Origin of the sequence: Amycolatopsis thermoflava N1165 (assembly GCF_000473265.1) — a bacterium.
GTDB lineage: Bacteria > Actinomycetota > Actinomycetes > Mycobacteriales > Pseudonocardiaceae > Amycolatopsis_E > Amycolatopsis_E thermoflava.
This window is the reverse complement of record NZ_KI421511.1, coordinates 2,065,225-2,078,398: the sequence shown is the minus strand read 5'-3', so window position 1 is coordinate 2,078,398 and position 13,174 is coordinate 2,065,225. Positions and strand designations below refer to the sequence as shown.

14 protein-coding genes are annotated in these 13,174 nt (G+C 71.3%); 10 read left to right on the top strand and 4 right to left on the bottom strand.

The genetic code is table 11. The features are described from left to right. Positions 1-272 precede the first annotated feature (272 nt). The gene (locus AMYTH_RS0110385; protein ID WP_027930263.1) at positions 273-692 is read left to right on the top strand and encodes a hypothetical protein; all 420 of its coding nucleotides are present in this window, start codon (positions 273-275) and stop codon (positions 690-692) included. Here the strand turns inward: AMYTH_RS0110385 and AMYTH_RS48770 are convergent. Continuing rightward, positions 638-964 (bottom strand): hypothetical protein, encoded by a 327-nt coding sequence (locus AMYTH_RS48770; protein WP_157360574.1) that lies wholly within the window; start codon positions 962-964, stop codon positions 638-640. The genes AMYTH_RS0110385 and AMYTH_RS48770 overlap by 55 nt on opposite strands. A gap of 121 nt (positions 965-1,085) precedes the next feature. Between AMYTH_RS48770 and AMYTH_RS0110380 the strand changes: the two genes are divergently transcribed. From AMYTH_RS0110380 to AMYTH_RS0110365, 4 genes are read left to right on the top strand one after another with little or no spacing between them, the layout of a single operon-like run. Continuing rightward, positions 1,086-2,714 carry an AMP-binding protein gene (locus AMYTH_RS0110380; RefSeq protein WP_027930262.1) on the top strand — a complete coding sequence of 543 codons (1,629 nt, stop codon included), beginning with the start codon at positions 1,086-1,088 and terminating at the stop codon, positions 2,712-2,714. Beyond that, positions 2,711-4,138, top strand: a complete 1,428-nt coding sequence (locus AMYTH_RS44575; protein ID WP_051362633.1) for a PucR family transcriptional regulator — start codon at positions 2,711-2,713, stop codon at positions 4,136-4,138. The genes AMYTH_RS0110380 and AMYTH_RS44575 overlap by 4 nt, the downstream gene beginning before the upstream one ends. Further along, entirely contained in the window at positions 4,135-4,845 is a 711-nt protein-coding gene (locus AMYTH_RS0110370; protein ID WP_027930261.1) for an SDR family NAD(P)-dependent oxidoreductase, read from the top strand. Before AMYTH_RS44575 ends, AMYTH_RS0110370 begins: the two co-directional genes overlap by 4 nt. A 1-nt stretch (position 4,846) precedes the next feature. Further along, positions 4,847-5,830, top strand: coding sequence for an NADPH:quinone oxidoreductase family protein (locus AMYTH_RS0110365; RefSeq protein ID WP_027930260.1), 984 nt, complete (start codon positions 4,847-4,849; stop codon positions 5,828-5,830). On the opposite strand, the gene AMYTH_RS0110360 is transcribed toward AMYTH_RS0110365, so the two are convergent. Further along, positions 5,827-6,573: an SDR family NAD(P)-dependent oxidoreductase gene (locus AMYTH_RS0110360; RefSeq protein ID WP_027930259.1), complete on the bottom strand. Its 747-nt coding sequence runs from the start codon at positions 6,571-6,573 to the stop codon at positions 5,827-5,829. The genes AMYTH_RS0110365 and AMYTH_RS0110360 overlap by 4 nt on opposite strands. A 124-nt stretch (positions 6,574-6,697) precedes the next feature. Between AMYTH_RS0110360 and AMYTH_RS44570 the strand changes: the two genes are divergently transcribed. Then, positions 6,698-7,690: a phosphotransferase family protein gene (locus AMYTH_RS44570; protein WP_037322489.1), complete on the top strand. Its 993-nt coding sequence runs from the start codon at positions 6,698-6,700 to the stop codon at positions 7,688-7,690. Here AMYTH_RS44570 and AMYTH_RS0110350 read toward each other — a convergent pair. Beyond that, positions 7,678-8,130 carry a MaoC family dehydratase gene (locus tag AMYTH_RS0110350; protein WP_027930258.1) on the bottom strand — a complete coding sequence of 151 codons (453 nt, stop codon included), beginning with the start codon at positions 8,128-8,130 and terminating at the stop codon, positions 7,678-7,680. The genes AMYTH_RS44570 and AMYTH_RS0110350 overlap by 13 nt on opposite strands. A gap of 151 nt (positions 8,131-8,281) precedes the next feature. On the opposite strand from AMYTH_RS0110350, the gene AMYTH_RS0110345 reads away from it, so the two are divergent. Further along, positions 8,282-9,508 (top strand): acyl-CoA dehydrogenase family protein, encoded by a 1,227-nt coding sequence (locus AMYTH_RS0110345; protein WP_228684693.1) that lies wholly within the window; start codon positions 8,282-8,284, stop codon positions 9,506-9,508. Positions 9,509-9,521: 13 nt separating this feature from the next. On the opposite strand, the gene AMYTH_RS0110340 is transcribed toward AMYTH_RS0110345, so the two are convergent. Then, a complete protein-coding gene (locus AMYTH_RS0110340) occupies positions 9,522-10,073 on the bottom strand; it encodes a TetR/AcrR family transcriptional regulator (protein WP_027930256.1) in 552 nt (183 codons plus the stop codon). Positions 10,074-10,119: 46 nt separating this feature from the next. Here AMYTH_RS0110340 and AMYTH_RS44565 point away from each other — a divergent pair, with 46 nt between their 5' ends. The 3 genes from AMYTH_RS44565 to AMYTH_RS0110325 are packed head-to-tail and all read left to right on the top strand — an operon-like array spanning position 10,120 to position 13,071. Next, entirely contained in the window at positions 10,120-11,238 is a 1,119-nt protein-coding gene (locus AMYTH_RS44565; RefSeq protein ID WP_051362632.1) for a LuxR C-terminal-related transcriptional regulator, read from the top strand. 53 nt (positions 11,239-11,291) lie between these two features. Continuing rightward, positions 11,292-12,293 carry a zinc-binding dehydrogenase gene (locus AMYTH_RS0110330; RefSeq protein WP_228684691.1) on the top strand — a complete coding sequence of 334 codons (1,002 nt, stop codon included), beginning with the start codon at positions 11,292-11,294 and terminating at the stop codon, positions 12,291-12,293. Then, a complete protein-coding gene (locus AMYTH_RS0110325; RefSeq protein ID WP_027930254.1) occupies positions 12,286-13,071 on the top strand; it encodes an enoyl-CoA hydratase/isomerase family protein in 786 nt (261 codons plus the stop codon). Before AMYTH_RS0110330 ends, AMYTH_RS0110325 begins: the two co-directional genes overlap by 8 nt. Positions 13,072-13,174: the final 103 nt, after the last annotated feature.

The following is a 13,174-nucleotide window of genomic DNA, read 5'->3' as shown; positions in this document are numbered from 1 at the left end:
CTTCGGTGGCGCTGCTGGCTCTCGGGCGTGGGAGCGGAGGTCGGCGGACCACGAGGCAATGAGAAACCGAGCGGCCGATGCTGAGACCCGGTTGAGAGGTCTTCAGGTCGGGGTGGAGGCGGGCGTTTGATCCCGTGGCGTTTTGGTGGACGGGTTTGGTAGGGCGGTCGGGCTGCGGTTGTTTCGTAGGTTGCTGGGCTTTGGTAGTTGAGGCTGGAGTGGCGGCGGTTCGGGTGGGCCAGGTGTGGTGGTGGAGTAGTTCGGTTTTGAGGGTGGCGAAGAAGGACTCGACGGTCGCCGAGGACCTGCGGTTCCAGTTCGACGACCCGCAGGTTCGCCACAACGGACTGGTACTCGAATCCGAAGTGGACGGTGCCGGCCCGGTCAAGTTCGCCGCGCGGGCACGCCGCCCGTCGTTCGTCCGTCCAGGGCGCGGCCTACGTCGAATCGACCTTCAGTACTGGATCACTGCGGGCGTCACCCTCTTCGCCGTGGCGCTGATGTCGCTGACCGGACGGCTCGCCGATCGCGTCGGCACGTTCAAGGTCGCCGCGATCGGGCTCGCCGGGTACGCGATCGTCACCTACCCCGCGTTCCTGCTGATGGACATCGGCAACCTCGGGCTGGCCGCTCTCGGCTACGTCGCGATCATGGTGAACATGCCCTCCTGCAGGTCGCCTCGTTCACCCTGACGCCCCGCCTGTTCCCCGACGAGGTCCGCTACACCGGCACCGCGCTGGCCACCAACATCTCCGTCGTCATCGCCGGCGGCACCGCGCCCGCGGTAGGCGTCAGCGTGCACCAGGCGCACCGCGCCTGACTGCCGCAGCGCGTACTCCAGTTCGCGAGCCCGGTGGGCGGGGTTGGCCGTGACCAGCACCATCCCGTCCAGGCTGATCGCCTGCTCCCGGATTGACTCAACGCCGCGCGTTTCACAGACCCGGACCGACTCGGGCTGACGCATCGTTCCGGCCGGTGCCTATGAGTCCCGCGGTCGGCGCGAGGCGAGACCCTTGCAACTTTGGTCCGACAATTCTAAAGTCGGACCCAATTAGGCGAGGGGGCACTCCCGCGGAGGCGAGCACATGTCAACGGTGACCGTGCAGGACCGCTACGGCGATGACGACATCCGGGCCTTCTATCAGGCGGGCTACTGGCAGGAGGGCGGCCTGGCCCAGCTGGCCGACGAACGTGCCCGCTCCCACGGCGACAAGGTTTTCGTGTCGGACGGGACGTCGGCGCGGACCTACGCGGCCGTCCGTGACCAGGCGGCCGGCCTCGCGGCGGGGCTGCGCCGGCTGGGCGTCGGGCGGGGTGATCGAGTCGCGGTGCAGCTGCCGAACTGGACCGAGTTCGCGGTCATCGCACTGGCCGTGAGCAGGCTCGGGGCGATTCTCGTGCCGATCATGCCGATCTACCGGGGCGCCGAGGTCGGCTACGTCCTTCGCCACGCCGGCGTGAAGGTCGCGATCACCTGTGCGGAGTTCAAGGGGTTCGACCACCTCGGGATGTTCCGCGGGCTCCGGGCCGAGCTGCCGGACCTGGAGGAACTGGTCGTCGTCCGCGGTGCGGGCGCCGTCGCCCTCGACGAGTTGATGGACGTGCCGGACGCCGACGTGACGGCGCCGCCCTCGCCGGACGAGCCGTTCCTCATCGTCTACACCTCCGGCACCACCTCCCGGCCGAAGGGCTGCCTGCACACGGTCAACACCCTGCGCGCGAGCGCCGCGGCGATCGCGACGAGCGTGCGTTACACCGAGGACGACGTCCAATTCGGACCGTCGCCGATCACCCACAGCACCGGGCTCGTCACCAGCGTCGTGCTGCCGATGCTGGCCGGGGCGTCGTCGCACCTCATGGAGGCTTGGGAACCCGAGGAAGGCTTGCAGCGCATCGCCAAGCACGGGTGCACGGCGGCGGTGACCGCGACACCGTTCCTGCAGATGCTCACCGCCGCCTACGACCCGGACCGCCACGACGCGAGCAGCCTGCGGCTGTGGGTGTGCGCGGGCTCGCCGATCCCGGGCACGATCGTGCATCGGGCGAGTGAGCAGTTCCAAGGCTGCCGCGTGCTGAGCCTCTACGGCCGGTCGGAGAACTTCCTCACGACCATGTGCACGATCGACGACCCGCCGGAGCGGTCCGCCACCTCGGACGGCGCGGCGCTCGCCGGGGCGTCGGTCAAGATCGTCGACGCGCTGGGCGAGGAGGTGCCGCGCGGCACCGAGGGCGACATCGCCTACCGCGGGCCCAGTCACATGCTGCAGTACTACCGCGACCCGGAACAGACGGCGGCGCTGTTCACCGCGGACGGCTACTCGCGGTCCGGCGACCTGGGCTACATGGACCCCGACGGCTACGTTCGCGTCACCGGCCGGCTCAAGGACATCGTCATCCGCGGCGGGCTCAACATCAGCGCCCGCGAGCTGGAGGATCTGCTTGCCGACCACCCGTCGGTCGACCAGGTCGCCGTTGTCGGCATGCCCGACGAGCGGCTGGGGGAGCGGGTCTGCGCCTATGTCGTGCCGGCCGCGGGCCGGGAACCGACGCTCGACGAGCTCACCGGATACCTGCGCGGGCGCGACCTGGCGACCCCGAAACTGCCCGAACGGCTGGAGCTGGTCGAGAAACTGCCGCTCACCGCCACCGGCAAGGTGCGCAAGCACCTGCTGCGTGAGGACATCCGGGCCAAACTCGCCGAGCCAGGGCCGTGAGCCCGGAGCTCCTGCGCGCCGTGCTCGAACAGGCCCCGGTCATCGCCGGGACCGGCCGAGTGCGGCTGGTGAACGCCGGTCCGCCGATCCGGGACGGCGAGTTCGCCGTTCCCCTCGGCAGAACCGCCGCCCTGGTGGTGGACGGCGCGGACGGGGACGCGCTCGACCGCCTTGTCGCGCTCGCCGAGGTCGTCCGCGCGGCGGTCGCCGAGCACGAGGCACGATCCGCGGAACTGGCCGCCGAACGACACCTCGGTGCCCTGGTGGGCGTCCCCGGCGGTCTGGCCGCGCTGGTCCGCTGCTGCGCCGAGCTGACCGGCAAGGTGACCGTGCTCTACGACGTGCGGGACCGGATGGTCGCCTCGGCGAGCCCGCCCGGCGCGAGCCCGATCCGGATGCGCTCACTCGACGAGATCGGCGTCCGCGAAGGTCTTGCGCCCGCTCGGCTCGACGGCCTCACCCACCGCCACCTCGTCGTCCCGGCCACCCATCGCGACGAAACGTTCGGCAGGCTCGTCCTGGTCGAGCACCCGTCCGCGTTCCGGCCCGCCGACCGGACGATCGCACACCGGGCGGCCGACCACCTGGGCACCGAGTTCGCCCTGCAGCGGCGGGTCGCCACGGTCGCCTGGAACGCCCGCTCGTCGCTGGCCCGCCAGCTCGTCCGCGGCTCGTCCACCATGGACGACCTGCGCAGCAGCGGTGAATACCTCGGCGTCGACGTCCGTGCCCGGCGCGTGCTGGCGTACGTGCTCGGTTCGCCCGCCGACGAGCAGGCGCTGGCCGCCGAGGTCGAGGAGATCCTCGGCGCCGAGGTGCTGGGCACCCGCGGTTCGGAAGGCGTGCTCCTGCTCGTCGAGGCAGGGGACGGGCCGGTGGTGCGGCGGGTGAAGGCGGCGGTCCGGCGGGCCACGCGCCGGACGCTGGGGCAACTGGCGGTGGGGGTGTCGTCGGTGTGCGAACCCGGCGCACTGGCCCGCGCCTACCGGGAAGCTCGCGAGGTCGCGCACTGCGTCCACCGGTTCGTCGGGCCGGACTCGCCGCGGATCCTGGCCGTCGACGACCTCGGCCCGGCGCGGCTGTTCGTCGCCAACAGCGCGGTCGGGGCCGTGCGCGCCTACGTCGACGACGTCCTCGGCCCACTGCTCACCGCTGACGCTGCGGATCTGTTGTGGACGGTGCAGCAGTACTTCGACGCCGGGCGCAGTGTGCGGGTGTCGGCGTCCCGGCTGGGCGTGCACGAGAACACCGTGCGCCTGCGCCTGGCCCGGGTCCGGCAGGCAACCGGCCTCGACGTGGCGGCGGATGCGGGCGACCAGCTCACCGTCCAGACCGCGTTGCTGGTGCTCCGCCTGCAGGGGTATCCCGCACTGCCCGCCTTCGACGAGGGCGGGCTCGACGAAGACGGAAGGAAGACGGCGTGACGCAGGATCGGAAGGTGAAGGCGCTGGTCACCGGCGCCGCCCGGGAAGGCGGTATCGGGGCGGCCATCGTGCGCAGGCTCGAAGCCGAGGGCATGACTGTGGAGACGCTGGACCGCGAACCCGGGTGCACCTATCAGGCCGACATCGCCACGGGCGAGCTGCCACCGCTGGACGACATCGACGTCTACGTCGGCAACGCCGGCCTCACCACGATGTTCGGCTCGGCGCACGGGTTCTCGATCGACCGGTGGGAAAAGGATCTCGCGGTCAACCTCACCGGTACCTTCCGGGTGCTGCAGGCGTGCCTGCGCGGGATGCGGGAACGCGGGTTCGGTCGCATCGTGGTCGTGTCGAGCACGGCCGGCACCCAGGGCCTGCCCGGGCAGGTCTCCTACAGCACCAGCAAGGCCGGGCTGCTGGGCATGGTCAAGACGGTCGCGGCGGAGAACGTCACGACCGGGGTCACCGCCAACGCCGTACTGCCCGGCATGACCGCCAGCTCGGGGGTGCTGTCGATGCCGCCGGAGATCGTCGACGCGTGGAACGAGAGCATGCCCGGCGGTCTGGTCCGGCCGGAGGATATCGCCGGCGCGGTCGCGTTCTTCGCTTCGCCCAGGACCTCCCGCATCACCGGGCAGATCCTGACCGTCGACGGTGGCGACGAGCTCAACACTCGCTCGGTCACCTCGACGATGGTGCGGCGGTGAGATGCGCGCGTTCGTGATGACCGAGCTGACCGGGCCTTCCGGCGGCGCGGAGGCCGACGTGCCTGAGCCTGTGGGCGCCCATCCCTGGGCGGACGGGGAACGCCTCCTGATCGACGTGCACGCGGCCGGGGTGTCGTTCCCGGATCTGTTGCAGACCCGTGGGCAGTACCAGCACGGCTCGCCATCGCCCTACGTCGCCGGTGGGGAGGCCGCCGGTGTCGTACTGGAGGCGCCGCCGGGGTCCGGTTTCCGGCCGGGCGACCGGGTGGCGAGCCTGACCGTGTGGGGTGCGCTCGCCGAGCGGGCCCTGGGGATTCCCCGGTACACGGTCAAGTTGCCCGACGACTTCGACTTCGTCTCGGGGGCGGCGTTGTACCTCAACTACGCGACGGCGTGGTTCTCCCTGCACCGGGTGAACTTCACCAAGGGCGAGGACGTGCTGGTGCACGGTGCGTCCGGTGGTGTCGGCACCGCGGCGGTCCAGCTGGTGCGGGCACTGGGCGGGCGCCCCATCGCGGTGGTGTCCACTTCGGACAAGGCGCGCGTGGCCCGGGAAGCGGGCGCAGCGGAGGTCGTGCTGAGCGACGAAGGCTGGGTCGCCCAGGTCCGCGAACTCACCGGCGGTCTGGGTGTGCCGGTGGTGGTCGATCCGGTGGGAGGCGACCGGTTCACCGATTCCCTGCGCTGCCTCGACGTCGGTGGCCGGTTGGCGGTCGTGGGGTTCGCGGCGGGGGAGATCCCGAAGGTCAAGGTCAACCGGCTGCTGTTGCGGGATCTCAGTGTGGTCGGTGTGGCACTCGATCCGTACGTGGCCCGGTTTCCGGAGATGGCGCGGACGCTGGCCGCCGAGCTGGAACGGCTTGCGGCGAGTGGCGAGCTGCGCCCGCTGGCCGGGCACGTGCTGCCGCTGGAGTCGGCGCGTGAGGCGCTGGAGCTGATCGACACGCGGCGCGCGGTCGGCAAGGTGGTCGTGACGATCCGTTAGTTGATCAGGACGCCGCCGTCGACGGGGAGGCTCACACCCGTGATGTAGGCGGCGGCGTCGCTCGCCAGGAAGACCGCGGCCGCTGCCACGTCGCCGGGGTCGCCGATGCGGCCCAGCGGGATCTTCGCGTCGATCACCTTGCGCCGGTAGCGGTCGCTGTAGTGTGCGGTGGCTTCGGAGGGGAAGACGCCGGGCAGCAGGGCGTTGACCCGGATGCCGCGCGAGCCCCACTGCGCGGCCAGGTCCCGCGTCAGCCCCAGCAGCCCCGCCTTGCTCGCGCTGTAGGCGGCGGCCGGCATCTTCGCCGTGGTCAACGCCATCACGCTGGAGATGTTGACCACCGACGATCCGGGTTCCATCACCCGGCCGCACGCCTGTGCCATCCAGTACGCGCCGTGCAGGTTCAGATCGACCACCGACCGGAAGTGCTCCGGCGCGTCCTCGGTCGCGGGGTGGTACTCGCCGCCGGTGCCGGCGTTGTTGATCAGCACGTCCACCCGTCCGAACGCGTCCATTCCGGCGGCGACGAGCCGCTCGCAGTCCCCGACCGCCGTCACGTCGGTGCGCACGGCGACCGCTTTCGTCGCCACGGCTCCGGCGGTCTCGCGGAGCCGGCCTTCCCGGCGGGCGCCCAGGACGAGGTTCGCGCCCGCGTCGGCCAGGGCGTGTGCGAAGGCCACCCCGAGCCCGGAGGAGGCGCCGGTGACGACGGCGACCTTGCCGTCGAGGCGGAAACGGTTCATCCTCCGCTTGTAACACGGCGACCGCGATCGGTTCGAGCGCGCGGCACGAGGCCACTGTGGAAATCTCCACCGCCGCCTCGCTCGTTCCTTGCCTCGCTGCAGGACGTGGCCGCACAGTGAACCGGTGCCGGAACTCGATCACGACGACGTTCTCCGCCGGGCCGCGCGACACTGGCCCGGTGGCCGGCTGCTCGGCCTGCGCCGGTTGCCCGGCGGGGTTTCCAGCCTCACGTTCTCCTCGGTGCTGAGCCGCCCGGACCACCCCGACGTCCCGGTCGTGCTGAAGGTCGCCCCGCCGGGGCTGGCGCCCGTGCGCAACCGGGACGTGCTGCGCCAGGCGCGCGTCCTGCGGCGGCTCGCGGGGACCGCGGTGCCGGTGCCGGCGGTGCTCGCCGAGGACGCCGGGGACCCGCCGTTGTTCGTGATGAGCCAGGTGCCGGGGGAGTCCTACGAGCCGCTGCTCGACGTCGCCGTCAACCCGCCGACCCCCGGGGTGATCGCCGCCCGCGCCCGCGGGGCCGCGCGCACACTGGCCCGGATGCAGGGCGTTGCCGTCACCGAGCCGGCCACACCGTTGCGTGCGGAGCTGGACCGGTGGGCTCGTTTGCTCGACACGGTCGAGCCGGACATCGCCCCGCGCCACGCGCGCCTCTACCGGGAGCTGTCGGCCCGGACCCCGGACCCGGTGGAACCGTGCCTGCAGCACGGCGACTACCGGCTTGCCAACATGCTGTTCACCGGCGAGCGGCTCACCGCCGTGATCGATTGGGAGATCTGGTCGGCCGGCGACCCGCGGATCGACCTGGCGTGGCTGCTCATGCACACCCGCCCGCCGCACCGCTTCCACGAGCACCGCGACGACGCGAACGTCGAGGCGGGCCGCGGAATGCCCGCGTGCGAGGAGTTGCTGGCCGAGTACCGGCGCATCCGTCCCGGCGAGGTGGCGGACTTGTCGTGGTTCCTGGCGTACTGCCACTACAAGACGGCGGCGACGCTGGCGGTGTTCGTCAAGCGCAACCGGCGCAGCGCCGACCCGGATCCGCAGCTCGTCGTGGCCGCGCGCGGCTTGGGTGAGGTCGTCGAGCGGGGGCGCGCCCTGCTGGCTCAGTCGAAGTAGGCGATGAGCGATTCGGCCACGCACGCCGGCTTGGCGTGGCCCTCGATCTCGAACGTCTGGGTCAGGGTGAAGCGGGTTCCGCCGGTGATCTCCGTGGCGCCGGTGAGGTGGGCGACCATGCGGACGCGGGAGCCCGCCGGCACCGGGGAGAGGAACCGGACCCGCTCGAAACCGTAGTTCAGCCCGAGCGAATGCCCGCGCATCGTGTAGATCTCGTACAGGAATTTGGGGCCCAGCGACAGCGTGTAGAGCCCGTGCGCGATGGTGCCGCCGAACCCGGCTGCCGCGCCGCGGGCCGGATCGAGGTGGATGTCCTCGAAGTCGTCGCTGGCCGCGGCGAAGGCGTCGATCCGGGCCTGGGTCACCTCGTGCCAGGCGCTGGTGCCCAGGTCGGTGCCGACGAGGGCGCGCAGCTCCGCGACGCCGGTGATGGTTCGCATGGCACGACACAAGCACAGGTGCCCCTGCCGGTGCGAGCGGCGGGCTGGAGGAGTCCACAGTGGCCTGCGTGGTCGCACTGGGTCAGGGAGGTGGTTCTTCCTAGCGTGGCGGGAAAGCCCGGTGACGAGAGGTCGTGTCATGGAGTGGTCCGTGCCCGCTGATGTCGAACAGTTCGTGAAGGATCTCGACGTGTTCATCGAGTCCGGGATCCGGCCCTTGGAGGCGGCGAACCCGGACCTGTTCGACCACCGCCGGGAGTTCACCCGGACCGATCTCGACCGCGGCGGCATCCCGACCCGGCGGTGGCGCGAGCTGATGCTCGAAGCGCGGCGACACGCGGATGCGGCCGGTTTCTACCGGTACCCGCTTCCTGCGGCGCTCGGCGGGCGCGACGGAACGAACCTGGCGATGGCGGTCATCCGTGAGCACCTCGCCGGTCTCGGTCCCGGGCTGCACGCGGAGCTCAGCCACGAGGCGTCGGTGGTGGCGAACCTGCCGCTGGCGCTGGTGCTGCACGAGTACGGCACGCCCGAGCAGCGCGAGCGGTACCTGGAACGGTTGATCCGCGGAGATCTGGAGATGGCGTTCGGGCTGACCGAGCCCGGCCACGGCAGCGATGCCACCCACCTGGAGACCACCGCCCGCCGCGACGGCGACGACTGGATCATCACGGGCGTCAAGCGGTTCAACAGCGTGGTCGACGTGGCCGAGGTGGACCTGGTGTTCGCCCGCACGTCCGGCCGGCACGGCAAGGCCGAGGGCATCACGGCGTTCCTGGTGCCCACGGACGCGCCCGGCTTCGAGATCCCGTACTACCACTGGACGTTCTCGATGCCGAGCGACCACGCGGAGGTGCGTTTGGACGGGGTGCGGGTGCCCTCGTCCGCCGTGCTCGGCGAGGTCGGGCGCGGGCTGGACTGCGCGCAGCTGTTCGTCCACGAGAACCGCATCCGGCAGGCGGCGTCCTCACTCGGGGCGGCGCAGTTCTGCATCGACGAGAGCGTGCGGTACGCGAAGGAGCGGGTCGTGTTCGGCAAACCGTTGCACGAGCACCAGGGCATCCAATGGCAGCTGGTCGAACTGCAGACCGACGCCGAACTGTTGCGCAACACCCTGTACAAGACGGCGTGGCTGATGGACACCCACGGCCGCACCGGGGTGACGGACAAGGTGTCGATGGTGAACCTGCGCGGCAATCAGCTCGCCTGCCGCGCGGCCGACCGGGCGATGCAGATCCACGGCGGGGTCGGGTACACACGGCACAAGCCGTTCGAGTTCATCTACCGGCACCACCGGCGCTACCGCATCACGGAGGGCTCGGACGAGCTGCAGTTGCGGCGCATCGCGGGCTCGATGTTCGGCTTCCGGAAGGGGTGAGGCCGGGGCCGCCTCAGCCGCGCAGCCTGGCCAGGCCCGCGGTCGCGAAGCCGGTGATCAGGTCGGCCAGAGCCGGGGTCTGCGCCAGCTTCGCGGGCCAGTACGCGATCGAGAAGATCACCCCGAGGCAGGCTTGTGTTCCCGCGGCGATCTCGTCGGCGGCGGCGTCCGGGAAGCACCGGGCGATCGCGGTCTCCCAGCGGCCGATGTACTGGCGGCGGCGCCGGTCGAACTGGCGCTTCCACGGGTCCACCAGCGACCGGTCCTCGCGCTGGTAGATGTTCACCAGGTGCCGGTGCCCGACCGCGAACCCGACGTGGTGCCGGATCAGCCGGTCGAGGTCCTTGTCCGGGTCGTCGTGCACCGGGGCGGTCGCGCTCACCAGCTCGTCGAGTGCCTCGTTGAACAGCGCCGCGAGGATTTCGTCCTTGCCCGAGAAGTGCCGGTACAGGGCCGGTCCGCTCAGCCCGGCGCGCTTGCCCAGTTCGTCGACGCCGACGCCGTGGAACCCCTTCTCGTAGAACACGGCCGCGGCCGTGTCCAGGATCTTGCGGTCCCTGTCCACGCCGCGAATCTAGCACACCGGCGTGAACGATCGTTATTGTGAACGGATGCGCGAAGAAGCGGAGCTGGCCGGCCGGGGCAGGGCGTTGCTGAGCGAGGCGGTCGCCTTCACCGGCCCGCTCGCGGACGCCGTGATCCCGCAGGGTGACGATCCGGCCGGGGTCGACGGGGCGCTGGCGGTCCTGATCGGCGTGCTCCGCGACCATCTGCCGGAAGCCGACCGGCCCACCGCGACCGCGTTGCTTCTGGCCGAGGTCTACGCCCTACGCTCGGAGATCCGGGAGTTCCTCGGCGGTGAGCGGGTGCGCAGGCGCGACGCGCTCGAGGCCGGGCTGGCCCGCCTGCGCCGGGTTTCCGATCCGGACGAGTTGCTCGACCGCGCGTGCGAGGCGGTCGTCGAGTCGTGCGGCTTCGACCGCGTCATGCTCTCCCGCGTCGAAAACTCGCTCTGGCGACCGTGGAAGAGCTTCGCCGTGAGTCACCGGGACGCGGAACGAGCGTTCCGGCAGTGGATCCGCACCCTGCCGGAGATCCACCTCGACACCCTGGTGCTGGAGACCGAGATGGTCCGCAGGCGCGAACCGGCCATCGTGACCGATCCGCGCGCCGATCCCCGTGTCCACGAGCCGTTGCTGCGGGCATCCGGGATGAACTCCTACGTCGCCGCCCCGCTGATGCCCACCGGGCGCGTCATCGGGTTCCTGCACGCGGACTACGCGTCGCGCGCGGTGACGACACTGGACCGCGACATCCTCGGCGCCTTCGCCGACGCGTTCGGCCGCCTCTTCGAGCGGGCCGTGCTGCTGCGCCGCCTGCGGGAACAGCGCGAGCAGGTGCGCGAGGCGATGCGGAGTGTCGAGGCGGTCCTGGACGACCTGGCGAACGCCGAGATCGACCTGGCCACCCAGGCGCAGGCGCTGCGCCCGGCGCGGACGCCAGTCCGTTCCCCGGCGACGCTGGAGGCGCTGCTCACCCGGCGGGAGCTGGAGGTGCTGGCCCTGATGGCGACCGGGGCGACCAACAGTCGCATCGCCGACGAGCTGGTCATCGCCGACGGAACGGTGAAGTCGCACGTCAAGCGCATCCTGCGCAAGCTGTGCGTGGAGAACCGGGCCGAGGCCATCTCGCAGTACCTCCGCCTCACGATCGGCGACTCGGCGTTCTGAAACCAGGTCCCTGCCCCTTGCTCTGGCACGGCGCCCGAATTATGGTCCAATAGTTGAGCCAACGGAGGTGGGCGGTGCAGGCTGTGGTGCTACGCGAGTTCGGATCGGCGGACGTGCTGCGGCCCGGCGTGGTGCCGGATCCGGCCGCCGAGCCGGGCTGGGTGACGGTGCGGCTGGAGGCTGCCGCCCTCAACTGGCACGACGTCCTGGTGCGGCGAGGGCAGTACCGTTCGCCCCTGCCCCACGTCCTCGGTGCCGACGGCGCGGGCGTCCGCACCGACACCGGCGAGGACGTGGTGATCGTGCCGTCCCTGTGGTGGGGTGACGACGAGTCCGCTCCGGGGGCGCGCTTCGAGATCCTGGGTGATCACCGGCCCGGCACCTACGCCGAACTGGTGCGGGTGCCCGCCGATTGCCTCGCGCCTCGTCCGGCAGGCTACAGCTGGGCCGAAGCCGCCGCGCTCCCGCTCGTCGGGCTGACCACCTACCGGGCCCTGTTCACGCGGGCGCGGCTGCGCGCGGGGGAGTCGCTGCTGGTGCTCGGCGCGGGCGGGGGTGTCGCCACCACGGCGGTGGCGCTCGCCTCCGGTGTCGGCGCCTCCGTGGCGGTCACCTCCTCGTCCCGGGTGAAGATCGACCAGGCGCGGGCGCTGGGCGCGTCCGGCGGGGTGCTCTACACCGAGGCCGGATGGGAGCGGGCGGCGAAGGAGCTCTCGCCCGGCGGGCGCGGTTTCGACGTGGTGCTCGACCCGGTCGGCGCCTGGCCGGAGGCTCTGGCGGCGCTGCGGCCCGGCGGCAGGCTGGTCGTGCTGGGGGCATCCGCGGCCGAGCACGCGCGGGTCGACGTCCGGAAATTCTACTTCGGACAGTACAGCCTGCTGGGCACCACGATGGGCAGCCCGCGGGACTTCGCCGGGCTGCTGCGGCTGCTCGACGAGCACTCGATCGCACCGCCGGTGATCGACCGGGCGTTCCCCCTGGCCGAGGCGGCGGCCGCGCATCGTCACCTGGAACAGGGTGGCGGCTTCGGAAAGGTGGTTCTGCTGCATGGGTGAGAAGCTGGTGCGGTACGAGGTCGACGACCACGGCGCCGCGTTCGTGACGCTCGACGACCCGGGCTCCCGCAACGCGCTCGGCGACGAGTTGCTTGACGACCTGCTGGCGGCGCTGGAGACAGCGCGGCGCGACGAGTCGGTCCGGGTGGTCGTGCTCGGCTCCTCGCACGAGCGGGTGTTCTCCTCCGGCGGCAACCTGAAGGCCTTCGCCGACGACCGGCCGCCGATCGTCAAGTACGCGGGCCTGGACCGGTTCCCGCGGTTGTTCACCCTGATCGGGGCGCTGGGCAAACCGGTGATCTGCGCGGCCGGCGGCGACGTGCTGGCCGGCGCGTTCGGGCTCGCGCTCGCCTGCGATCTGGTGCTGGCCAAGGAATCGGCGCGGTTCGGGTGCCCGGAGATCAACGTCGGCGCCTTCCCGTTCATGATCTCCGCGCTCATCTACCGCAACATCGACCGGATGAAGGCCAACGAGCTGATGATGCTGGGGGAGCGGATCACCGCGGCGGAGGCGCGGGACCTCGGCATCGTCAACAAGGTCGTGCCGGACGAGGAGTTCGGCGATACCGTGCGGGACTGGGCGCACCGGGTGGCCGCCAAGTCGCCGCTGCTGATGAAGCTGGGCAAGGACGCCATCGACGCCACCCGCGATCTCGGTCTCCGGGAGGCGCTGGGCCACCTGCAGGCGCAACTCGCGCTGGCGTTCACGACCGAGGATCTCGGTGAGGGAGTGCGGGCGTTCCAGGAGAAGCGCGCGCCGCAGTGGCGACGGCGCTGATCTGACCGGCTCTCCGGTGGCCCCTGGGCGGCCGTTGCTTTTTTGGTCCAACAATATTAATGTTGGACCGGTTCGGGCCTTGTCCTTCTCCCAGATCAAGGAA